The organism is Streptomyces cinnamoneus (assembly GCF_002939475.1).
In the GTDB taxonomy this organism is placed as follows: domain Bacteria; phylum Actinomycetota; class Actinomycetes; order Streptomycetales; family Streptomycetaceae; genus Streptomyces; species Streptomyces cinnamoneus_A.
Genome location: NZ_PKFQ01000001.1, coordinates 2,190,524 through 2,210,945, shown reverse-complemented (window position 1 = coordinate 2,210,945; position 20,422 = coordinate 2,190,524). Strand labels below are relative to the sequence as shown.

Below are 20,422 nucleotides of genomic sequence, written 5' to 3'. Positions count from 1 at the left end.
ATGGGCCGGCGCGGCCCTCCGCCCGGACGCCGCCTAGTCCCCGTTCCAGGCGTACGTGACCCCGGTGAGCCGTTCGGAGGCGGCCCACAGCCCCGCGCTCGCCCGGTCGTCGAGCGTCCACCGCGCCCGCACGGAACGGGTGGGGGAGCCGCGCCACAACAGGACGCGGGGCCCGATGAAGTCGTCCTGCCGCACGCCCGGCGCGGTGGCCGCGTACAGCGAGGGCAGCGCCCCGTCCTCGGCGCTCTGCGCGACCGTGCGGTTGAGCAGCTCCACGGCCCGCTCGGCCACGGCCCGCTCCTCCATCCGCAGGCCGGCGGTCTGGAGGTTCGTCGCCGCGTACCCGGGGTGCGCGGCCGCCGCCACGACCGCCGAGCCCTCGGCGGTGAGCCGGCGCGACAGCTCGTGCGTGAAGAGGAGGTTGGCGCTCTTGGACCGGCCGTAGGCGATCCACCGGCGGTAGCGGTGGTCCATCTGGAGGTCCCGCGGGTCGACGGTGCCCAGGAAGTGCAGCCCGCTCGACACCGTCACCACCCGGGCCCCGGGCCCGGCCGCGCGCAGCCGGGGCAGCAACAGACCGGTGAGCGCGAAGTGGCCGAGGTGGTTCGTGGCGAACTGCATCTCGAACCCGTCGACGGTCCGGCGCTGCGGCAGCGCCATCACCCCGGCGTTGTTGACCAGCAGATCGAGCCGCTCCTCGGGCAGCTCCGCGGCGAACGCCCGTACGGACGCCAGGTCGGCCAGGTCGAGCACGGCGAGCCGCACGTCCGCGCCGGGCACCTGCTCGCGCATCAGCTCCTCGGCGGCCTTACCGCGCGTGACGTCCCGGCACCCCAGCACCACCCGGGCCCCCTGCCGGGCGAGCTCCCGGGCGGTCACGTACCCGATGCCGCTGTTGGCCCCCGTCACGACGGCGATGCGGCCGCTCTGACCTGGGATGTCGCTCACGGTCCAGCCGTTCATGGGGTGTGTGCTCCTCTGCGGTCCGGTCTGCGACGACGCGTGCGGGGATGGTTCACCGGGGTCAGGCCAAGGGAGCGGGAGATCCCATCGTGGTCATGTTCGGCTCACGGGAGGGGAGGTCTCACTCCACTCCACAAAATACCGCCGGCGCCCGTCGCTCCCCTTGCTACTGTCCCCGCCATGTCCGACACACAAGCATCGCCTACCACGGCCGACGCTCCCCGAACCCCTGTCTCCGCCGATGACGTCGAGGAGGTCGTGCGCCTCATCGTCGCCGCCTTCCAGGACGTGCCCGAGGAGACGTGGGGGCGGTCCGCCGGGGAGCTGGAGTGGGACTGCTGGGAGACCGTCGAGCACCTCGCCGACGACATGTTCTGCTACGCCCTGCAACTCTCCGCGCCCAACCCGCCGTTGGACAGCTATGTGCCGACGCTGATGACCTGTCAGCGGGACGGGGGGCCGCGGGAGACCATCCACGCCGAGCGCGAGGCCGGCGTGGCCGGGCTGATGCAGGTGCTCCAGGCGTGCACCGGCCTGCTGGCGGCCGTGGTGCGCACCCGGGGGCCGCAGACGCGGGCGCATCACTCCTACGGCGTCTCCGACCCCGAGGGCTTCGCCGCCATGGGGATCGTGGAGGCCGTCGTGCACGCGCGCGACGTCGCCGACGGGCTCGGCGTCGCCTGGGAGCCGCCCGCCGGGGTGTGCGAGCGGGTGCTGGCCCGGCTGTTCCGGAACGTTCCCGTCGGGGACGACCCCTGGCGCACGCTGCTGTGGGCGACCGGCCGGCTGGAGCTGCCCGGGCTGCCCCGGCGGGAGTCCTGGCGGTGGGACGGCACCCCGCTGGACTGACGCCCCCGGCGCGCACGTCCAGACCCACCGGCCCGTGCCCGCCGCCGAAGTGACGGGGGGTCAGAACCGGTGGCCGCGCGAACCGGGCGTCCGTCCGGTACGGTCCCGGGCCACCGGCTCCGATGTGTCCGCCGCCACTTCCCGGCACCACGGCGGGGCCCTGCCACGGCGGAAGCCCTACGATCGCGCCGGTGGCCACCGACATATCACTGACGACGCTGATCGTGCTCTGCCTCGCCGCCGCTGCCGCCGGCTGGATCGACGCCGTGGTCGGCGGCGGCGGACTGCTCCAGCTGCCGGCCCTGCTGGTGGGCCTGCCCCACACGGCACCCGCGCACATCCTCGGCACCAACAAGGCCGTGGCCATCTGCGGGACGACCGCCGCCGCCGTCGCCTACTCCCGCAAGGCCCCCCTCGACCTGCGCACCGCCGTGCGCATCGGTCTCGCCGCCCTCGGCGGCTCGCTGGCCGGGGCGTTCTTCGCCTCCGGCATCGACAGCGCCGTCCTGCGCCCCCTGATCATGGCGGTGCTGATGGTGGTGCTCGCCTTCGTGCTGCTGCGGCCGGCGTTCGGCACCACGGTCGCCGACGCCGCCCCGCCGAGCCGTCGCCGCGTCCTGACCGCCATCCTCGTCGCCGGTCTCGGCATCGGCTTCTACGACGGGCTCATCGGCCCCGGCACCGGCACCTTCCTCGTCCTCGCGCTCGCCGGGATCCTCCACATGGAGCTCGTCACGGCGTCCGGCACGGCGAAGATCGTCAACGTCTGCACGAACGTCGGCGCGCTCGTGACCTTCACCTGGCAGGGCGCCGTGCTGTGGCAGGTGGCCGCGCCCATGGCCGTCTTCAACCTGATGGGCGGCGCGCTCGGCGCGCGCATGGCGCTCCGGCGCGGCAGCGGCTTCGTCCGGGCAGTGCTGGTCGTGGTGGTGGTGTCGCTGGTGTGCAAGCTCGGCTACGACCAGTGGGGCGGCTGAGCCGGGACGCCCGGCGGAGCGGCCGCGCGCCCCGGGGCCGGGAGCGCAGTCTGAGCATTCCCTTTGAATTCGCGCATTCCCTTGCTCCTCCCTCCGCCTGGTGACAGATTCAGTCCAGATTTGTCGGTCATTCGTACTACTGACCATGCGGAAAGCAGTCCGGTGCACGGCGTACCCGGGGATTCCGGTTAGCCTGTCGACTACCTTCCTGACGTGGTGGGGGTGCATGTGCGTTTCTCCCGGTGGCGCCGGGCCCGGTGGGTCCGGGCCGTGCTCGCGGGGCTCTACGTGGTCGCGCTGGCGGCCGCCGTCCCGAAGGGGGCCGGCGGGCACGGGCGGGAGGGAAGCTGGTCCAGCGAGGAGGCCCGCCGCTTCTGGGGGCCGTCGAGGATGTCGGAGGCCACCGAGGCCCCGGCCGACGACGCCAACGCCGACCCGCAGATCGAGGCCCAGCGCATCACCGGCAGCGCCCGGCACTTCGCGGGGGTGCCCTCGGTCGGCGTGCTGTTCTACGTCGGTGACGACATGCGGAACCACTTCTGCACCGCCAGCGTCGTGCACAGCCCCAAGGGCAACATGATCATCACCGCCGGGCACTGCTCGCACGGCGACGAGGCGGCCTTCGTGCCGGACTACCGGCAGGGTTCCGGCAAGCAGCCCTTCGGCGTCTGGGCCGTCGACCGGGAGTTCGTCGATCCCCGGCGCGACAGCACCGGCGAGGACTCCGACCTCGACTTCGCCTTCGCCACCGTCAAGCCCGACGGCCGCGGCCGCCAGATCGAGCGCGTGACCGGAGCCAACAGACTGGTCCGCACGCCCGGCTACACCAACCGCACCACGGTCATCGGCTACCCCAGTTCGGACGCCGACGCCGCCGACCAGGCCATCCGCTGCACGGCCATGACCACGCGGCTGGAGGGGTACAAACAGCTGCAGATGCGCTGCGACGGCTTCTACTCCGGCACCTCCGGCAGCCCCTGGCTCATCCGCTTCGACGAGCGCACGAAGACCGGCGACCTGATCGGCGTGCTCGGCGGGCTCAACGGGGGCGGCCCCGACGGCGACGAGAGCGACAAGGTCTCCTACAGCCCCATAAACGACGACGAGATCTTCAAGCTCTACCTCGACGCCATCAACAACCGCGAGCCCAAACGCGCCTGACCGGCCCGTGGAGGACCGCCGCCCGACGCCGGCCCGCTACGGCCCCTCGTCCGCCAGCGCCCGCTCGACGCCCGGCTCGTGCGGCCCCAGGAAGGCCGGGCTGGGCCGTACGAGCGCGTCCAGCGCGGCCTTGCCCGACGCCAGGACCTCGCGGGCACCGCCCGCGTACCACGTGATGTCGTGGGGGTCGGAGGACGCCCCGACGCCGTACGCGTCGATGCCCGCCGCCCCGCACAGCGCCAGCGCCCGCCGTATGTGGAAGCCCTGACTGATCAGCACCGCCTGCTTCACGCCGAAGACGCGCCGGGCCCGGGCGCAGGAGTCCCAGGTGTCGAAGCCCGCGAAGTCGCTCACGATGCGCGCGTCGGGCACCCCGCGGTCCCGCAGGTACGCCCGCATCGCGTCCGGCTCGTCGTAGTCGTCGCGGCTGTTGTCGCCGGTCACCAGCACCACCCGGACCTTGCCCGCCCGGTACAGCCCGGCCGCCGTGTCCAGGCGGTGGGCCAGATAGGGGGACGGCCTGCCCTCCCACAGGCCCGCGCCGAAGACCATGGCCACCGGCGCGGACGGCACGTGCCCGGCGTCCCGCACCCGGGGCGTCGCCGAGACGTACACCCAGGTGGCGGGCGTCAGGGCCAGCGAGCAGACCGCCATGGCGGCCCACAGCGCACGCCGTCTGCCGGCTCTGCTCGCGGGCAGCCGCAGCCACGACCGCGGCCTCGGCGGCAGCCACAGCTTTCGCGCCGTACCCATCGTGGACCTCCCCCATCCGCCAGGAATCAACGTCACGGACACCCGCGCGGTTCCCCGGGTGACCAGAGCTTAAAGGGAAGGCAAACCGACGGCTCCGGGGGCCGCCCCCTCGGCGGCCGGGCACGTCGCCGCTGTCAGAGGCGGGGACTACCGTCGGGGTATGAACGGCAGCTCAGGCAGGACCGAAGGCAGGCCCCGGGGCGGGGCGCACGACCGGACCGAAGGCGGAGCGGAGGGCACCGCCGTCCCCGGGTACGACGCGGCCGACCTCGAGCGCTGGGCCCCCGAGCCCGACAAGCGCCCCGGCCGCACCGCCTTCCAGCGCGACCGCGCCCGCGTGCTGCACTCCGCCGCCCTGCGCCGCCTGGCCGGCAAGACCCAGGTGGTCACCCCCGGCGTCACCGGCGTCCAGGCCTGGGACGCCAGCCCCCGCACCCGCCTGACCCACTCCCTGGAGTGCGCCCAGGTGGGCCGGGAGCTGGGCGCCGCCCTCGGCTGCGACCCCGACCTCGTCGAGGTCGCCTGCCTGGCGCACGACCTCGGCCACCCGCCCTTCGGGCACAACGGCGAGCAGGCCCTGGACGAAGTCGCCCGGCCCTGCGGCGGCTTCGAGGGCAACGCCCAGTCGCTGCGCCTGCTCACCCGGCTCGAACCCAAGCGCTTCGTCGCGGGCCCCGGCCCCGGCGGCATGGTGAGCGTCGGGCTCAACCTCACGCGCGCCGCCCTGGACGCCGCCACCAAGTACCCCTGGCCGCGCGGAGGGCACCCCACCGACCCCGGCTCGCGGAAGTTCGGCGTCTACGCCGACGACGTGCCCGTCTACGCGTGGCTCCGGCAGGGCGCCCCCGGCCACCGGCAGAGCTTCGAGGCCCAGGTCATGGACTGGGCCGACGACGTGGCCTACTCGGTGCACGACGTCGAGGACGGCCTCCACGCCGGCCACCTCGACCCGAAGGCGCTGCTCGCCGGGCCCGAGCGCCGCGAGGTCTTCGCCGTCGCCGCCCGCCGCTACGCCCCCGGGGCCGCCGAACAGGAGCTGGCCGAGGCCCTCGACCGGCTCCTGGAACAGGAGTGGTGGCCGCACGGCTACGACGGCTCGGCCGTCGCCCAGGCCCGGCTCAAGGACGCCACCAGCCAGCTCATCGGCCGCTTCTGCCTCGCCGCCGAAGGGGCCACCCGGGCCGCCTGGGGGGCCGGCCGGCTCACCCGCTACCGCGCCGAACTGGTCGTGCCCCGGGGCACGCGCCTGGAGTGCGCGGTGCTCAAGGCCGTCGCCGACCGGTACGTCATACAGCGCGAGGACCAGGAGAAGCTCCGCGCCGAGCAGCGCGTGGTCATCGCCGAGCTGGGCGAGGCCCTCGTCGCCCGCGCGCCCGACGGCCTCGACCCGCAGTTCCGCTCGCTGTTCACCGAGGCCGCCGACGACGCCGGCCGGCTGCGCGCGGTCGTCGACCAGATCGCCGCCCTCACCGACAGCTCCGCCCGCTCCCTGCACGCCCGTCTCACCGGCGGGCCGGCCGGCTCCGGAACCGGTCCCGGGTGACCCCTTGCGGGCGGTGACCCGTCCGGGGTAGTCCCTCTACCGGCGGCACTCGGGGTGCGGGACGCTCGGCAGTGGCGCTTCACGACCGGGGGCGAGAAGACGCAGACGTGACCGACCGGCGTTCTGCGCGGTAGCGAGGAGGCAGCAAGTGGTGGACGCACACCAGACGTTCGTCATCGTCGGAGGGGGTCTGGCCGGAGCGAAGGCGGCCGAGACCCTCCGCAGCGAGGGCTTCACCGGCCGGGTGATCCTCATCTGTGACGAACGCGAGCACCCCTACGAGCGCCCACCGCTCTCCAAGGGGTACCTCACGGGCCGCGACGCCCGCGACAGCGTCTTCGTCCACAAGCCCGACTGGTACGCCCGGGCCGACGTCGAACTCCACCTCGGCCAGCCCGCCGTCCACCTCGACCGCGCGGCCAAGTCCGTCCGCCTCGGCGACGGCACCGTCGTGCACTACGACAAGCTGCTGCTGGCCACCGGCGCCGAACCCCGCCGCCTCGACATCCCCGGCACGGGCCTGGCCGGCGTCCACCACCTGCGCCGCCTCGCGCACGCCGAGCGGCTGCGCGGCGTGCTGTCCTCCCTCGGCCGGGACAACGGCCACCTCGTCATCGCCGGAGCCGGCTGGATCGGCCTGGAAGTGGCCGCCGCCGCCCGGGGGTACGGCGCCGAAGTGACCGTCGTCGAGCCCGAGCCCACCCCGCTGCACACCGTCCTCGGCCCCGAACTCGGCCAGCTCTTCACCGATCTGCACAGCGAGCACGGCGTCCGCTTCCACTTCGGCGCCCGCCTCACCGAGATCGCCGGCCACGACGGCATGGTCCTGGCCGCCCGCACCGACGACGGCGAGGAGCACCCCGCGCACGCCGTGCTCGCCGCCATCGGCGCGGCCTCCCGCACCGCCCTCGCCGAGGCCGCCGGGCTCGCCCTCGTCGACCGCGCCGACGGCGGCGGCGTCGCCGTCGACGCCTCCCTGCGCACGTCCGACCCCGACGTCTACGCCGCGGGCGACGTCGCCGCCGCCGAGCACCCGTGGCTGGGCACCCGGCTGCGCGTGGAGCACTGGGCCAACGCCCTGAACGAGGGCCCCGCCGCGGCCCGCGCCATGCTGGGCGCGGAGGTCTCCTACGACCGGGTGCCCTACTTCTTCTCCGACCAGTACGACGTGGGCATGGAGTACTCCGGCTACGCCCCGCCCGGCTCCTACGACCAGGTGGTGTGCCGGGGCGATGTCGGCAAGCGGGAGTTCATCGCCTTCTGGCTGAGCGAGGGACGGCTGCTGGCCGGCATGAACGTCAACGTGTGGGACGTCACCGGGCCCATCCAGCGCCTCATCCGCGCCGGTGCCCGCGTGGACCCCGAGGCCCTGGCGGACCCGGGTGTGCCGCTGGACACGCTGGCCGCCTCATGAGGCCGCCGCGCACCGCGCTGGTCCCGGCCCGGGACGTCCTCGCCCTGCGCCACGCCGTCCTGCGGCCGGGCCTGCCGGCCGAGGCCGCCGCCTTCCCCGAGGACGCCGCGCCCGCCACCTTCCACGTCGCGGCCCACGACGCGCAGGGGAGGGTGCGGGCCTGCGCCACCTTCCTCCCCCAGCCCCTGCCGGACACGGGCGAGGAGGCGTACCGCCTGCGCGGCATGGCCAGCGACCCCGCCGTGCGCGGCCTCGGCTACGGCGTCGCCGTCCTGCGGGCCGGCCTCGCCGAGGCCGCGGCCCGCGGCGCCTGCCTGGTGTGGTGCAACGGCCGCAGCGGGGCCCGCGGCTTCTACGAGCGGCAGGGCTTCGAGGTGCGGGGCGAGGAGTTCCTGGTCGAAGGGGTGGGCCCGCACTTCGTCTGCGCGATCAAGCTGCCCGCCGCCGGTGGAGGCGGGGATGTCCGACCCGGGCCGTAGACTTCTCGCGTGGCAGGCAGGATCAACGATGACGACGTGAAGGCGGTCCGGGACGCGGTCCCGATCGACGCCGTCGTGTCCGAGTACCTCCAGCTGCGCAACGCGGGCGGCGGCAATCTGAAGGGCCTCTGCCCGTTCCACGACGAGAAGTCCCCGTCCTTCCAGGTCAGCCCGGCCAAGGGGCTCTTCTACTGCTTCGGCTGCCAGACGGGCGGGGACACGGTCGACTTCGTCATGAAGATCGACCACCTCTCCTTCTCCGAGACGATCGAGCGCCTCGCCTCCCAGGCCGGCATCACCCTGCGGTACGAGGAGGGCGGCTACACCCCCGGCCGCCAGCAGGGCGAGCGGATCCGCCTGGTCGAGGCCCACAAGCACGCGGCGCGGTTCTACGCCGACCAGCTGGCGGGCCCCGAGGCGGAGATCGGCCGGAAGTTCCTGGCGGGCCGCGGCTTCGACCAGGCCGCCGCCGAGCACTTCGGCGTCGGCTACAGCCCCGCCGGCTGGGACCACCTCACCCGATTCCTGCGCGGCAAGGGCTTCAGCGACAAGGAGCTGCTCCTGTCCGGCCTCGCCCAGGACAGCCGCAGCGGCAAGCCCATCGACCGCTTCCGCGGCCGCCTCATGTGGCCCATCCGCGACATCACCGGCGAGGTCATCGGCTTCGGCGCCCGCAAGCTCCGCGACGACGACAACGGCCCCAAGTACCTCAACACCCCCGAAACGGCGATCTACAAGAAGTCGCACGTCCTCTACGGCATCGACCTCGCCAAGAAGGACATCGCCAAGACCAACCGCGCCGTGGTCGTCGAGGGCTACACCGACGTCATGGCCTGCCACCTCGCCGGCGTCACCACCGCCATCGCCACCTGCGGCACCGCCTTCGCCGGCGACCACATCAAGATCCTGCGCCGGCTGCTGATGGACAACGCCGCCTCGGAGGTCGTCTTCACCTTCGACGGCGACGCCGCCGGCCAGAAGGCCGCCCTGCGCGCCTTCGAGGACGACCAGAAGTTCGCCGCCGAGACCTCCATCGCCATCACCCCCGGCGGCATGGACCCCTGCGAGCTGCGGCTGGCCGAGGGCGACGCCGCCGTGGCCGCGCTCGTCGAGACCCGCACCCCGCTGTTCGCCTTCGCCATCCGCCAGGTCGTCGCCCGGCACAACCTGGACACCGCCGAGGGCCGCGCCGCCGCCCTGGAAGCCGCCGCGCCGATCGTCGCGAACATCAAGAACGGCGCCATCCAGCATGAGTACGCGGTCCAGCTCGCCGGCATGCTCGGCATCCTCGACACCCAGTTCGTCGTCCGCCGCGTCGGCCAGCTCGCCCGCTGGGCCCGCGACCGCGGCCAGCGCCCCGACGCCCGCACGGCGCAGCGCCAGGCCCCGCAGCAGCCGGCCCCGCAGCCGCAGGCCGCGCGCGGCCCGGCGCTCAACCTCCGCAGCCCCGCCGCCCTGACCGAGCGCGAGCTGCTCAAGCTCGCCCTCCAGCGCCCCGAGCTGGTGGCGCCCGCCTTCGACGCCTACGGCGAGGACGAGTTCACCGCACAGCCCTACGTGGCCGTCCGCCGGGCCATCGAGCAGGCCGGCGGCGTCGGCCACGCCGCCGACGGCTATCTCGCCCGGGTCCGCGAGGCCGCCCCCGACGACACCGTCCGCGCCCTGGTCACCGAGCTCGCCGTCGAGGCCATCCGCAGCAAGAACGTGGACGAGGCCTACGCCGGCGTCCAGCTCGTCCAGGTCCGCCTGCGGGCCGTCGAGCGCCGCGTCAAGGACGTCCAGGCCTCCCTGGTCCGCCTGGGCGCCCAGGCGGACCCCGCCCAGCTGGCCGCCGTGCAGAACGAACTGTGGGTCCTGGAGCAGTACGGCCGCGCCCTGAAGGACCGCGGCGCCGCCGCGCTGTAGCCCCCGCCGCCGGGCCGTCGAACCACGCCCGGCAAGCGCATCACGCCCGCCGCTCCCGTAAGCGCCCGGTCACGGTCCGGGCTCAGAAAGTGAGCGCACGCCCCTCGTGGCGGGCCCGCGTCGTGCCCCACACTGGTGGGCGGTGCCCTCACGTCCCGGAGCGCGGCATGTCCGGCCTCGCCGGACCGGGCCCCCGCGAAGCCGCTCCAGATCCCCGGCCGTGGGCGGAGGTCCCGCCGCCGCCGCGCCCGAACGCTCCGCCGCACGCTCTGCCGCCTCAGCAGCGATCACCCTGGAGGTCGCCCCCGTGCAGACCCGGACCCCGACCCTGCCCCAGGTCCCGGCCGATCCGGCACCGACCGTGCCGCAGCAGGCCGAGCCGCCCGCGTCCGAGCCCCCGGCCCTCACCGAGGAGGCGGCGCCGGAGCCGGCCGCGCGGGCCGATACCAGCGGCCCGTCCTCCGACCTCTTCCGCCAGTACCTCCGCGAGATCGGCCGGATCCCGCTGCTGACGGCGGCCGAGGAGGTGGAGCTGGCCCGCCGTGTCGAAGCCGGCCTGTTCGCCGAGGAGAAGCTCGGCAACACCCCCGACCTCGACACCCAACTCGCCCTCGACCTCGACCGGCTGGTGGTCCTGGGCCGCATGGCCAAGCGCCGCCTCATCGAGGCCAACCTGCGCCTCGTCGTCTCCGTCGCCAAGCGCTACATCGGCCGCGGGCTGACGATGCTCGACCTGGTTCAGGAGGGAAACCTGGGACTCATCCGGGCAGTTGAGAAATTCGACTACGCCCGGGGCTACAAGTTCTCGACGTACGCGACCTGGTGGATCCGGCAGGCCATGTCCCGGGCGCTCGCCGACCAGGCGCGCACCATCCGCGTCCCCGTCCACGTCGTCGAGCTGATCAACCGCGTGGTGCGGGTCCAGCGGCGCATGCTCCAGGAGCGCGGCTACGAACCCACCGCCGAGGAGGTGGCCGTCCACCTCGACCTCTCCGAGGAGCGCGTCAGCGAGGTGCTGCGGCTCGCCCAGGAGCCCGTGTCGCTGCACGCGCCTGTGGGGGAGGAGGACGACGTCGCGCTCGGCGACCTCATCGAGGACGGCGACGCCACCTCGCCCGTGGAGTCGGCCGCCTTCCTGCTGCTGCGCGAGCACCTGGAGGCCGTGCTGTCGACGCTGGGGGAGCGCGAGCGCAAGGTCGTCCAGCTGCGGTACGGGCTGGCCGACGGCCGGCCGCGGACGCTGGAGGAGATCGGCCGGATCTTCGGGGTGACGCGGGAGCGGATCCGGCAGATCGAGTCCAAGACCCTCAACAAGCTGCGCGACCACGCGTTCGCCGACCAGCTGCGCGGCTATCTGGACTGATCCGCCGCGCCCGGCTCACCCGGTGCCGAAGGCCCCGGGGTGGGTCTGCTCGCGCACGGTCGTGTACTGCTGGCGCACCGCGTGCCCCACGGCCAGCTCGTCGCCCGTCGGCTCGAACACCTGGGTGGCCGCGGCCGGCCACAGCGGCGGCTGCTGCGGGGACAGCACGCCCTGCTGCACGCCCAGCGACCAGGCGGCCTGCCGGGCCGCCCCCAGCGCCGCGTAGTCCGCCGGCTGCGGCACGACGACCTGGGTGCCGAACAGCGACGGCGCCGTCGCCTGCACGGCCGGCAGCTCCGCCGCGGCGCCCAGCAGGAAGACCCGGCGCACGTCCACGCCGCGGCCGCGCAGCACGTCGAGGGCGTCGGTCAGCCCGCAGAGCATGCCCTCGAAGGCCGCCCGCGCCAGGTGCTCGCGCTTCATGCTCTCGCGCCGCAGCCCGGTCAGGCTGCCCGCGGTGTGCGGCAGGTGCGGGGTGCGCTCACCCTCCAGGTACGGCAGCATCACCATCCCGTACGAGCCGGGCGAGGACGCGAGGGCGAGGTCGGACAGGCCCGGCAGGTCGGTGCCCAGCAGCTCGGCGGTGCCGCGCAGGACGCGGACGGCGTTGAGGGTGTGCACGACGGGCAGGTGCATGCCGGTGGCGTCGGCGAACGACGTGATGGTGCCGGAGGAGTCGGCGAGCGCGCTGTGGTGGACGGCGAAGACCGAGCCGGAGGCTCCCAGGGAGATCACCGCGTCGCCGAGTCCCAGGCCCAGCCCGAAGGCGGCCGCCATCGTCTCGCCCGTCCCGGCGGAGATCAGCAGTCCCTCCGGGGTGTGCCCGGCGGGCTCGGCGGGGCCCAGCACGTCGGGCAGCGACGTCTGCCGGCCCAGCGCCAGCTCGACCAGGTCCGGCCGCCAGCTCTCGGTGGCCGCCGACCAGAAGCCCGTGCCGGAGGCGTCCCCGCGGTCCGTCGTGCGCCGCAGGGGCCGGCCCAGCAGCTGCCAGACCAGCCAGTCGTGCGGCTGGAGCACCGCCGCCACACGGGCCGCGGACTCGGGTTCGTTGCGGGCCAGCCAGCGCAGCTTCGCCAGCGGCTGCGCCGCCTGCGGCACCGCCCCGACGGCCTCCGCCCAGGCGGTCCGGCCGCCGAGCGCCTCGGTGAGGTCGGCCGCGGCGGCCTGGACCCGCTTGTCGTTGCCGAGCAGGGCGGGGCGTACGAGCACACCGCCGGCGTCCAGCGTGAGCAGGCCGTGCTGCTGGGCGGAGACGCCGATGGCCTGCACGCCCTCCAGCAGACCGCCGGCGGCCGCCTCACCGAGCGAGATCAGCCACGCCTGCGGATCGCCCTCGGGGGAGGACGGGGGATGGGGCGCGTACCCCTGCCGGAGCACGGTGCCCGTGTCCGCGTCGCAGACGACGATGCGCGTGCTCTCTGAGGAACTGTCCAACCCGGCGACTATGCCCATGCCGAGATGATGCCAAACCCGCGGCGCCTTTCCCGCATCCGGGCGCGTGTTCACCGCGGGTTCGCTCAGGTGTTGCTGGTCCCCCACTCGTCCTCGTCGGCGCCGCGCTGCTCGCGCAGCGAGCGGACCCGCCCGGCCACGGAGCCCGGCAGCCGGTCGCCGGCCTTGCCCGCGGCCTTGGCGGCCAGCGCCCGGCCGTTGACGGCGGCGGACTCGGCGGTGTTGCGGACCACCGGGTTCTGCGCGATCCGCCGGGCCCCCTTGCGCAGCTCCTCGTACCGCTCGCGGCCTGCCCGCGCGCCGAGCACGTAGCCGACAGCTACCCCGGTGATGAACGTCAGCCGGTAGCGCATCGCGCCCCATCCTTCCTTCGGATCCGCTGTGCTCGCCGCCTACCCGGCCGGGCCGTAGGTCACTCCCGGAGCCTGCGGGGATACCGATTGGCGGAGCACCCCCCTGCTTGCGCTAATGTATGTGTCGCAGCGAGCGCACGCCGCCCGGGAGACCGAGCAGGCGGGCATTCGAGGCACACGCGACATTCCCCTGTAGCTCAATTGGCAGAGCAGCCGGCTGTTAACCGGCAGGTTACTGGTTCGAGTCCAGTCGGGGGAGCGCGATCCCCTGTAGCTCAATTGGCAGAGCAGCCGGCTGTTAACCGGCAGGTTACTGGTTCGAGTCCAGTCGGGGGAGCAGTAGGAAAACAGGACCTCTCCGGGGGTCCTTTTTTCATGCCGGAAGGGAACCGGACGGGCGTGATCGAAGTCCTCATGGTCAGACCGATCACACGATACGGCCCCTCCGGGGCAACAGATCGTATGAGCGGCTATGCTGCGGCAGACGGCGCGCACAGATGTGCGCGACGCGCCGTGAACGGGGCGGTAGCTCAGCCGGTTAGAGCAGCGGACTCATAATCCGTCGGCCGTGGGTTCGAGTCCCACCCGCCCCACCACGCGGCATAGGTGCAGAAACGTTCTGACCTGCGTATCGGATGCCCCGCCCGGCTTAGGCCCCGGCGGGGCGCCGTCGTATCCACGGCGGGTCCGCTCGTCGCGGGAGCACCCGGGGCCGGGCCACACTGGACGGACCAGACAACCGGGAAGCGGGTAGGCCGTCATGAGCAGCAGCACCGTGGAGCTCACCAAGGACAACTTCGACGAGATCGTCTCCGACAGCGGATTCGTCCTCATCGACTTCTGGGCCGAGTGGTGCGGGCCCTGCCGTCAGTTCGCCCCCGTGTTCGAGAAGGCGGCCGAGCGGCACCAGGACATCGTCTTCGCCAAGGTCGACACCGAGGCGCAGCCCGAGCTGGCCGTCAGCTTCGAGATCCAGTCGATCCCCACCCTGATGATCGTGCGCGACAACATCGCCGTGTTCGCCGAGCCGGGCGCCCTGCCCGAGGCCGCGCTGGAGGACCTCATCCGGCAGGCCCGCGACCTCGACATGGACGAGGTGCGGGCCTCCGTCGCCGCGGCCCGGCAGCGGGCGCAGGGGGCGTCCGGGGCCGCGCCCGGCGATGAGTGAGCTCCTGCTCGTCCGGCACGGCGAGACCGAGTGGAGCCGGGACGGCCGGCACACCAGCTGGACCGACAAACCCCTGACGGCGCGCGGCGAGCGGGAGGCCGCGTCGCTGCGGCCGGCGCTGGCGGCCCGGGACGTCGGGCTCGTCCTGGTCAGCCCCATGACCCGGGCCGCGCGGACCGCCGAGCTGGCCGGGCTCGTGGCCGCCCGTACCGAGCCCGACCTGCGGGAATGGGACTACGGCGGCTACGAGGGCGTCACCACCGCCGAGATCCGGCGCACCCGGCCCGGCTGGTCGCTGTTCGAGGACGGGGTGGTGCCCGGCCCCGAGGGGCACCCCGGGGAGACGCCGGAGCAGGTGGGCGCCCGCGCGGACCGGGTCCTGGCGCGGATCGAGGGCCGTCCCCGCGAGCCGGGAGGCGATGTGGTGCTGGTCGCCCACGCGCACTTCCTGCGTGTGCTCACGGCTCGTAGGCTCGGGCTGCCGCCGTCCGCGGGAGCGCTGTTCCGGCTGGACACCGGGACCGTCAGCGCCCTCGGCACCGAGCACGGGCGCCCGGTGCTGGTCGCCTGGAACGGGCGTGTCGGAACCGGGGGGGACCCCGCGGGGGCACGATGATCGGGGCATTGTCCTCGATCTTCATATGACACGTTCTTCTTTGGGAGGAATCACCGTGGCCACCAACCGCATCGCGACCACCGTCTGGGAAGGCGAACTGCTCAACGGCAGCGGCGTCGTCGCCCTCGAGTCCTCCGGCATCGGGAAGTACCCCGTCTCCTGGCCCTCGCGCGCCGAGCAGGCGAACGGCAAGACCAGCCCCGAGGAGCTGATCGCGGCCGCCCACTCCAGCTGCTTCTCCATGGCCCTCTCCCACGGCCTGACCGGCGCGGGCACCCCGCCCACCCGCCTGGAGACCAAGGCCGAGGTGACGTTCCAGCCCGGCGAGGGCATCACCGGCATCCACCTCACCGTCCGGGGCGAGGTGCCCGGCCTGGACGAGGAGGGCTTCGCGGCGGCCGCCGAGGACGCCAAGAAGAACTGCCCGGTCAGCCAGGCCCTGACCGGGACGACGATCACGCTGGCCGCCGAGCTCGCCTGACCCCGTCAGGCGGACGGCGGGCGGTCAGGGCTTGAGCGCGGCGTAGACGACGAGGTTCTCCGCCGCGTGGCCGTCCGCGTCCAGCTCGCCGGCGCACGTGACCAGACGCAGCGCCTTCTCCCCGGTCGGTCCGTAGACCTTCCGCGTGGGGAAGGCGTTCCTGCGCACGGTCTCGGTGCCGGTCACCGTGAAGTGCAGCACGGTGCCGTCGCCGCGCCGGACGTCGATCGCCGTGCCCTCGGTGACCTTGTGCAGGTCGTGGAAGACGCCCTTGCCGCCCCGGCCGTCGTGGTGGCCGACGATGACGGCGGCGCCGGGCTCGCCGGGCCGCGCCCCGCCGGTGTACCAGCCCGCCGTCATGACCTTCTCCGGCGGCGGCACCTGGACGTTCTCGTCCTTGCCCTTGCCCAGCCGGATCAGCGGGCTGTCCACGCCGATGGCCGGTATGAGGATGCGGGACGGCTCCTCGGCCGACGCGGGACCGCCGATGACCTTGTCCGTGCCGCCGCCCGGCGCGCAGGCGGCCAGCAGCACGGCCGGCACGAGCAGCAGCAGGGCGAGGGCGGGGAAGCGGGTGCGGCGGGAGGGGGACATGCGGTCCAACCTACGGAGCGGACCCCCGCGCACGCCTCGGCCGATCGGCCACTTCGGCCTCCTCCCGCGGGGGGACCCGTTTCCCCCGGCGGCTCAGCGCACCAGGCGCTGGAGGAGCCCCCAGGTGAATTCGGCCACATGCTCGCGCCGCCCGCCCGTGGCGTCGGGGGCCGTGAAGGCCAGCTGCCAGCGCGTGGGGGCGGTGCCCTCCATGGGCCGGGCGGGCGGGAAGGCCCGCGCCACCTCGTCGACGGTGCACGACCAGGGCCGCAGGTCCGCCACCGTCCGCAGTACGGGGCCGGGTGCCCCGGGGGCGCGCACCAGCCACTCGTTCCAGACCGCGCCGCCGGGCGCGGCCAGCACCTCGAAGCGCAGATCCGGCCAGAGCGGCACCGGCCACGTCGCGGCCTCGAAGGTCAGGTCCCCGACCCGGCGCTCGCCGGTGGTCTCGGGCGGGCCGAGCACGGACCGGTGGGGCGGGCGGGCGCCGCCCCGGCGCGGCGAGCGCAGCATGGCCTGCCAGCGGCGGTTGGCCTCGCGTATCTCGCCGCGCTGGACGCCCAGTTCGCGCAGGGCGTCCTCGACCAGGCCGGGCTGGTGGTCGGCCATCCGTCTCAGCAGGACGAGCTGGAACTGCAGGGGCCCGAAGGCGGGGCCAGAGCCCCGGGTTCCGGGGCCGGGATCCTCTCTCATGAGGTCATCGTCGCGCACCGCCGACCCGTCCGGGCCACCGGCGGGGAATCCGCGGCGAGTTGCCCCGCCGTGCGGACGGCGGGCGTCGCCGGGGTCGTACTTTCGCGCAAGCTTTACCCCCCGTCAGCCGGGAGCTGGCCGGGAGGCCGCCCACGCCGTGGTCGCGGCCGGTACGGTCTGGCCATGACGGAAATCGACCCCCAGCGCACCGCACTCGTTCTCGTCGACTTCATGGAACGCCTCCTGGCGTTGCCCCTCGCGCCGCATTCCGGCGACGAAGTGGCCGAGACGGCGGTGGAGTTGGCGCGCGGCTTCCGCAAGGCGGGCGCGCCGGTGGTGGTCGTACGGGTCGAGCGGCCCCACCTCCCCGAACAGCCGCCCGGCAGCGGGCTGCTCGCGGGTCTCGCCGAGCCCGGCGATGTCGAGATCGTCAAGCACACGGTCGGGGCGTTCCACGGCACGGACCTCCACGAGCGGCTGAGGGAGCGCGGCGTGCGGACGCTCGTGCTCGCCGGCATCGCCACCAACCTGGGCGTGGAGTCCACCGCCCGCGCCGCCGCCGACCACGGCTACGACCTGGTCTTCGTGGAGGACGCGATGAGCGCCCTGACGGCCGAGGAGCACCGGGCGTCGGTGGCGCTGGACATGCCGCGGCTGGGCACCGTGGTCACGGCGGCGGAGCTGCGTCTGCTCGGCTGAGCGGGCCCGGGCCGGCGGACCGGTCCGTACGGCCGCCTCAGTCGCCGAGCATCCGCTGGAGCAGGTCGCGCAGCGCGGTGCGCTCCCGCGTCGACAGCCCGGCCAGCGGCTCGCGGGCGAAGTGCAGGGATTCCCGCAGCCGGGCGGACGTCGCGCGGCCCTCGTCCGTGACGGCGGCGAGCTTGACGCGCCGGTCGGCGGGGTCGGGGCGGCGCTCGACCAGGGAGCGGGCCTCCAGGCGGTCGACGATCCCGGTGACGTTCGACGGCTCGCACTTCAGCTTCTGCGCTATGCGCCGCATCGGCATCGGCTCGCGCGCGAGGAGCGCCAGGACGCGGGCCTGGGCGCCGGTGAGGGAGTGCTTGGCGGCCGCCTCCTCGTACTCCTCGTGGTAGCGCGCCACGACGGTCCCGATGAGTTCGACCACCTCAAGGGTCAGGGCGTCGGTCGGAGGGGGGTGAGGAGTCATGACATCCAGGGTACCCACTTGCTTGACAACATGAAATATCGAGGAGCATGGTTGTTTCAGTTCCTGAAGCATTCGGAAGGTTGATCTCATGACGGCCCACGCCGCAGGCACCCCTGTCAAGAGCCGCGAATGGCACCTCGTCGCCCGCCCGCAGGGCTGGCCGAAGCCGGAGGACTTCGCGCTGCGCGAGGCCCAGGTGCCCGCGCCCGGCGAGGGGCAGATCCTCGTCCGCAACCGTTACTTCTCCGTGGACCCGTACATGCGCGGCCGGATGAACGACGTGAAGTCCTACGTGCCGCCCTTCCAGCTCGACCGTCCGATGGACGGCGGCGCGGTCGGCGAGGTCGTCGCCTCCCGGGCGGAGGGCTTCGCGGTCGGCGACCACGTCCTGCACGGCCTGGGCTGGCGCGAGTACGCCCTCGTGGACGCCCGGCACGCCACCAAGGCCGACCCCGGCCTCGCCCCGCTCTCCGGCTACCTCGGCGTCCTGGGTATGACGGGCATGACCGCCTACGCCGGCCTGCTGGAGGTCGCCTCCTTCAAGGAGGGCGACGCCGTCTTCGTCTCCGGCGCGGCGGGGGCGGTCGGCAGCCAGGTGGGCCAGATCGCCAAGCTCAAGGGCGCCTCGCGGGTCGTCGGCAGCGCGGGCTCCGACGAGAAGGTCAAGCTCCTGGTCGAGGAGTACGGCTTCGACGCGGCCTTCAACTACAAGAACGGCCCGGTCGCCGAGCAGCTCAAGGCCGCGGCCCCCGACGGCATCGACGTCTACTTCGACAACGTCGGCGGCGAGCACCTCGAAGCGGCCATCAGCTCCCTGAACGTCCACGGCCGGATCGCCGTCTGCGGCATGATCTCGCAGTACAACGCCACCGAGCCGCCCGCGGCGCCGCGCAACCTCGCGCTGGTGATCGGCAAGCGGCTGCGGATGCAGGGCATGCTCGTGTCGGACCACAGCGCCCTGCACCCGAAGTTCGTGGAAGAGGTCTCGGGCTGGGTGCGTTCGGGCGAGCTCCAGTACCGCGAGACGGTCGTGCAGGGCATCGACAACGCGGCGGACGCGTTCCTCGGCATGCTGCGCGGCGAGAACATCGGCAAGATGATCGTCGGCCTCGACGCCTGACCGGGTCGCCCCTTCCGGCCCCTTCCGGCCGGCCACCTCCTTTCCCCCTCGTCATCCTCAGGAGTAACCATGCCCATCCAGCCCGTCGACGTCGCCTACACCGCCGTGGCCACCGCCGAGAACGGCCGTGACGGCCGCGTCGCCAGCGACGACGGCAACCTCGACGTCGTCGTCAACCCCCCGAAGGAGCTGGGCGGCAGCGGCGCCGGCACCAACCCCGAGCAGCTCTTCGCGGCCGGTTACAGCGCCTGCTTCCAGGGCGCGCTGGGCGTCGTCGCCCGCCAGGCGAAGGCCGACATCTCCGGCTCGACCGTCACCGCCGAGGTCGGCATAGGCAAGACCCCCGACGGCGGCTTCGGCATCAAGGTCGCCCTCACCACCCGCATCCCGAACGTCGACGAGGCGACCGCCCGCGCGCTGGTGGAGAAGGCCCACCAGGTGTGCCCCTACTCCAACGCCACCCGCGGGAACATCGAGGTCACGCTGACCGTCGGCTGACGGCCCGGCGGCCGTTCCCGGCCGTGCACAGCCCGCTCCGGCGCGAGGGTCCGGCCCTCCGCCGGAGCGGCTACGCTTTCCCGCCATGCGAGATCTTGTGGCGGGCATGACGTACCTGGTCAAGGGCCAGCGGTGGGTGGGGCGCAACCGCCGGCAGTGGGGATTCGGGCTGCTGCCCGGCCTCATCACCCTGGCCGGGTACGCGGCGGCGGTCGTCGCGCTCGTCCTCTGGTCGGACGACGCCGTCGCCTGGGCCACGCCCTTCGCCGACGGCTGGGGCTCGCCCTGGCTCGGGCTCTTCCGCGGCGCGCTGACCGCCGTCTTCTTCGGCGGCTGCCTGCTGCTCGCCCTGATCTCCTTCACGGCCGTGACGCTGCTGGTCGGGCAGCCCTTCTACGAGGCCCTGTCCGAGCGGGTCGACGCGGCCGAGGGCGGCGAGGCGCCCGCATCCGGACTGCCCCTGTGGCGGGAGCTGTGGATCTCGGCACGGGAGAGCCTCGCCGTGCTGGTGCGGGTGGCCGTGTGGGGCGTGCTGCTCTTCGCGCTGGGCTTCGTGCCCGTCCTCGGCCAGACCGTCGTCCCCGCGATCGGGTTCTGCGTCTCCGGCTTCTTCCTCGCCGAGGAGCTCACCGCCGTCGCGCTCCAGCGCCGGGGCGTCCCCCTGCGCGAGCGGCTGCGGATGCTGCGCTCGCGCAAGCTCCTCACGCTGGGCTTCGGGGTGCCCCTGGCGCTGCTGTTCCTGGTGCCGCTGGTCGCCGTGTTCGTCATGCCGGGGGCGGTCGCGGGAGCGACGCTGCTGGTGCGGGACCTGACGGGGGAGGCGGAGGCGCCGCTGCCGAGGGCCGGCGCGGGGGAGCTCACCGCCCCCTGAC

General features: G+C 73.8%; 22 protein-coding genes and 3 tRNA genes. 18 read left to right on the top strand and 7 right to left on the bottom strand.

Going from position 1 to position 20,422, the window contains the following annotated elements; all coding sequences use genetic code 11:
• Positions 1–33: 33 nt before the first annotated feature.
• Complete coding sequence (locus CYQ11_RS09360; protein ID WP_099197776.1) at positions 34–963, bottom strand: oxidoreductase; 930 nt, start codon at positions 961–963, stop codon at positions 34–36.
• A 180-nt stretch (positions 964–1,143) separates the two neighbouring features.
• Here CYQ11_RS09360 and CYQ11_RS09355 point away from each other — a divergent pair, with 180 nt between their 5' ends.
• From CYQ11_RS09355 to CYQ11_RS09345, 3 genes are all read left to right on the top strand, one after another.
• Complete coding sequence (locus CYQ11_RS09355; protein ID WP_099200635.1) at positions 1,144–1,812, top strand: hypothetical protein; 669 nt, start codon at positions 1,144–1,146, stop codon at positions 1,810–1,812.
• Between the two features lie 191 nt (positions 1,813–2,003).
• Positions 2,004–2,789: a sulfite exporter TauE/SafE family protein gene (locus CYQ11_RS09350; RefSeq protein ID WP_181143621.1), complete on the top strand. Its 786-nt coding sequence runs from the start codon at positions 2,004–2,006 to the stop codon at positions 2,787–2,789.
• A gap of 213 nt (positions 2,790–3,002) precedes the next feature.
• On the top strand, positions 3,003–3,950 hold the full coding sequence (locus CYQ11_RS09345) for a trypsin-like serine peptidase (protein ID WP_240003514.1): 948 nt from the start codon (positions 3,003–3,005) through the stop codon (positions 3,948–3,950).
• A gap of 36 nt (positions 3,951–3,986) precedes the next feature.
• Here the strand turns inward: CYQ11_RS09345 and CYQ11_RS09340 are convergent, their stop codons facing one another.
• The gene (locus CYQ11_RS09340; protein ID WP_099200637.1) at positions 3,987–4,703 is read right to left on the bottom strand and encodes a SanA/YdcF family protein; all 717 of its coding nucleotides are present in this window, start codon (positions 4,701–4,703) and stop codon (positions 3,987–3,989) included.
• A 160-nt stretch (positions 4,704–4,863) separates the two neighbouring features.
• Here CYQ11_RS09340 and CYQ11_RS09335 point away from each other — a divergent pair, with 160 nt between their 5' ends.
• From CYQ11_RS09335 to CYQ11_RS09315, 5 genes are all read left to right on the top strand, one after another.
• A complete protein-coding gene (locus CYQ11_RS09335; protein WP_099200638.1) occupies positions 4,864–6,246 on the top strand; it encodes a deoxyguanosinetriphosphate triphosphohydrolase in 1,383 nt (460 codons plus the stop codon).
• 148 nt (positions 6,247–6,394) lie between these two features.
• Positions 6,395–7,660 (top strand): NAD(P)/FAD-dependent oxidoreductase, encoded by a 1,266-nt coding sequence (locus CYQ11_RS09330; RefSeq protein ID WP_099200639.1) that lies wholly within the window; start codon positions 6,395–6,397, stop codon positions 7,658–7,660.
• The gene (locus CYQ11_RS09325) at positions 7,657–8,139 is read left to right on the top strand and encodes a GNAT family N-acetyltransferase (RefSeq protein WP_099197310.1); all 483 of its coding nucleotides are present in this window, start codon (positions 7,657–7,659) and stop codon (positions 8,137–8,139) included. The genes CYQ11_RS09330 and CYQ11_RS09325 overlap by 4 nt, the downstream gene beginning before the upstream one ends.
• 9 nt (positions 8,140–8,148) lie before the next feature.
• On the top strand, positions 8,149–10,044 hold the full coding sequence (dnaG, locus tag CYQ11_RS09320) for a DNA primase (protein ID WP_099200640.1): 1,896 nt from the start codon (positions 8,149–8,151) through the stop codon (positions 10,042–10,044).
• Positions 10,045–10,264: 220 nt separating this feature from the next.
• Positions 10,265–11,407, top strand: a complete 1,143-nt coding sequence (locus CYQ11_RS09315; protein ID WP_099200641.1) for an RNA polymerase sigma factor — start codon at positions 10,265–10,267, stop codon at positions 11,405–11,407.
• A 15-nt stretch (positions 11,408–11,422) separates the two neighbouring features.
• Here CYQ11_RS09315 and CYQ11_RS09310 read toward each other — a convergent pair whose 3' ends face one another.
• Both CYQ11_RS09310 and CYQ11_RS09305 read right to left on the bottom strand, forming a co-directional pair.
• On the bottom strand, positions 11,423–12,859 hold the full coding sequence (locus tag CYQ11_RS09310; protein ID WP_099200642.1) for an FGGY family carbohydrate kinase: 1,437 nt from the start codon (positions 12,857–12,859) through the stop codon (positions 11,423–11,425).
• A 65-nt stretch (positions 12,860–12,924) separates the two neighbouring features.
• Complete coding sequence (locus tag CYQ11_RS09305; RefSeq protein WP_099200643.1) at positions 12,925–13,212, bottom strand: hypothetical protein; 288 nt, start codon at positions 13,210–13,212, stop codon at positions 12,925–12,927.
• Positions 13,213–13,398: 186 nt separating this feature from the next.
• Here CYQ11_RS09305 and CYQ11_RS09300 point away from each other — a divergent pair.
• From CYQ11_RS09300 to CYQ11_RS09275, 6 genes are all read left to right on the top strand, one after another.
• A tRNA-Asn gene (locus CYQ11_RS09300) sits at positions 13,399–13,471 on the top strand.
• Positions 13,472–13,476: 5 nt separating this feature from the next.
• Positions 13,477–13,549 (top strand) — tRNA-Asn (locus tag CYQ11_RS09295).
• Between the two features lie 182 nt (positions 13,550–13,731).
• Positions 13,732–13,808: transfer RNA gene (locus tag CYQ11_RS09290), tRNA-Ile, on the top strand.
• 164 nt (positions 13,809–13,972) lie between these two features.
• Complete coding sequence (gene trxA, locus CYQ11_RS09285) at positions 13,973–14,380, top strand: thioredoxin (RefSeq protein ID WP_099200644.1); 408 nt, start codon at positions 13,973–13,975, stop codon at positions 14,378–14,380.
• On the top strand, positions 14,373–14,996 hold the full coding sequence (locus tag CYQ11_RS09280) for a histidine phosphatase family protein (protein ID WP_099200645.1): 624 nt from the start codon (positions 14,373–14,375) through the stop codon (positions 14,994–14,996). Before trxA ends, CYQ11_RS09280 begins: the two co-directional genes overlap by 8 nt.
• A 55-nt stretch (positions 14,997–15,051) precedes the next feature.
• Positions 15,052–15,477, top strand: a complete 426-nt coding sequence (locus tag CYQ11_RS09275; RefSeq protein WP_099200646.1) for an OsmC family protein — start codon at positions 15,052–15,054, stop codon at positions 15,475–15,477.
• Positions 15,478–15,501: 24 nt separating this feature from the next.
• Here the strand turns inward: CYQ11_RS09275 and CYQ11_RS09270 are convergent, their stop codons facing one another.
• Together CYQ11_RS09270 and CYQ11_RS09265 are read right to left on the bottom strand one after the other, a co-directional pair.
• Positions 15,502–16,071: a class F sortase gene (locus CYQ11_RS09270; RefSeq protein ID WP_099200647.1), complete on the bottom strand. Its 570-nt coding sequence runs from the start codon at positions 16,069–16,071 to the stop codon at positions 15,502–15,504.
• A gap of 93 nt (positions 16,072–16,164) precedes the next feature.
• Positions 16,165–16,764 carry a hypothetical protein gene (locus CYQ11_RS09265; protein ID WP_099200885.1) on the bottom strand — a complete coding sequence of 200 codons (600 nt, stop codon included), beginning with the start codon at positions 16,762–16,764 and terminating at the stop codon, positions 16,165–16,167.
• Between the two features lie 183 nt (positions 16,765–16,947).
• Between CYQ11_RS09265 and CYQ11_RS09260 the strand changes: the two genes are divergently transcribed.
• Positions 16,948–17,463, top strand: a complete 516-nt coding sequence (locus CYQ11_RS09260; RefSeq protein ID WP_099200648.1) for an isochorismatase family protein — start codon at positions 16,948–16,950, stop codon at positions 17,461–17,463.
• Between the two features lie 37 nt (positions 17,464–17,500).
• On the opposite strand, the gene CYQ11_RS09255 is transcribed toward CYQ11_RS09260, so the two are convergent.
• Positions 17,501–17,932, bottom strand: coding sequence for a MarR family winged helix-turn-helix transcriptional regulator (locus CYQ11_RS09255; protein WP_099200649.1), 432 nt, complete (start codon positions 17,930–17,932; stop codon positions 17,501–17,503).
• A gap of 88 nt (positions 17,933–18,020) precedes the next feature.
• Between CYQ11_RS09255 and CYQ11_RS09250 the strand changes: the two genes are divergently transcribed.
• The 3 genes from CYQ11_RS09250 (at position 18,021) to CYQ11_RS09240 (ending at position 20,421) form a co-directional block, all read left to right on the top strand.
• Complete coding sequence (locus CYQ11_RS09250; RefSeq protein WP_099200650.1) at positions 18,021–19,052, top strand: NADP-dependent oxidoreductase; 1,032 nt, start codon at positions 18,021–18,023, stop codon at positions 19,050–19,052.
• 69 nt (positions 19,053–19,121) lie between these two features.
• A complete protein-coding gene (locus CYQ11_RS09245) occupies positions 19,122–19,550 on the top strand; it encodes an organic hydroperoxide resistance protein (protein WP_099200651.1) in 429 nt (142 codons plus the stop codon).
• 85 nt (positions 19,551–19,635) lie between these two features.
• Complete coding sequence (locus CYQ11_RS09240) at positions 19,636–20,421, top strand: EI24 domain-containing protein (protein ID WP_099200652.1); 786 nt, start codon at positions 19,636–19,638, stop codon at positions 20,419–20,421.
• The last annotated feature ends 1 nt before the right edge of the window (position 20,422 follow it).

Bases quoted from the DNA above. Each gene is read 5' to 3' on its own strand.
- CYQ11_RS09265 (WP_099200885.1), bottom strand. From the start codon at position 16,764: ATGAGAGAGGATCCCGGCCCCGGAACCCGGGGCTCTGGCCCCGCCTTC.
- CYQ11_RS09245 (WP_099200651.1), top strand. From the start codon at position 19,122: ATGCCCATCCAGCCCGTCGACGTCGCCTACACCGCCGTGGCCACCGCC.
- CYQ11_RS09355 (WP_099200635.1), top strand. From the start codon at position 1,144: ATGTCCGACACACAAGCATCGCCTACCACGGCCGACGCTCCCCGAACC.
- CYQ11_RS09250 (WP_099200650.1), top strand. From the start codon at position 18,021: ATGACGGCCCACGCCGCAGGCACCCCTGTCAAGAGCCGCGAATGGCAC.
- CYQ11_RS09240 (WP_099200652.1), top strand. From the start codon at position 19,636: ATGCGAGATCTTGTGGCGGGCATGACGTACCTGGTCAAGGGCCAGCGG.
- CYQ11_RS09270 (WP_099200647.1), bottom strand. From the start codon at position 16,071: ATGTCCCCCTCCCGCCGCACCCGCTTCCCCGCCCTCGCCCTGCTGCTG.
- trxA (WP_099200644.1), top strand. From the start codon at position 13,973: ATGAGCAGCAGCACCGTGGAGCTCACCAAGGACAACTTCGACGAGATC.
- CYQ11_RS09255 (WP_099200649.1), bottom strand. From the start codon at position 17,932: ATGACTCCTCACCCCCCTCCGACCGACGCCCTGACCCTTGAGGTGGTC.
- CYQ11_RS09340 (WP_099200637.1), bottom strand. From the start codon at position 4,703: ATGGGTACGGCGCGAAAGCTGTGGCTGCCGCCGAGGCCGCGGTCGTGG.
- CYQ11_RS09335 (WP_099200638.1), top strand. From the start codon at position 4,864: ATGAACGGCAGCTCAGGCAGGACCGAAGGCAGGCCCCGGGGCGGGGCG.
- CYQ11_RS09260 (WP_099200648.1), top strand. From the start codon at position 16,948: ATGACGGAAATCGACCCCCAGCGCACCGCACTCGTTCTCGTCGACTTC.
- CYQ11_RS09360 (WP_099197776.1), bottom strand. From the start codon at position 963: ATGAACGGCTGGACCGTGAGCGACATCCCAGGTCAGAGCGGCCGCATC.
- CYQ11_RS09325 (WP_099197310.1), top strand. From the start codon at position 7,657: ATGAGGCCGCCGCGCACCGCGCTGGTCCCGGCCCGGGACGTCCTCGCC.
- CYQ11_RS09305 (WP_099200643.1), bottom strand. From the start codon at position 13,212: ATGCGCTACCGGCTGACGTTCATCACCGGGGTAGCTGTCGGCTACGTG.
- CYQ11_RS09310 (WP_099200642.1), bottom strand. From the start codon at position 12,859: ATGGGCATAGTCGCCGGGTTGGACAGTTCCTCAGAGAGCACGCGCATC.
- CYQ11_RS09280 (WP_099200645.1), top strand. From the start codon at position 14,373: ATGAGTGAGCTCCTGCTCGTCCGGCACGGCGAGACCGAGTGGAGCCGG.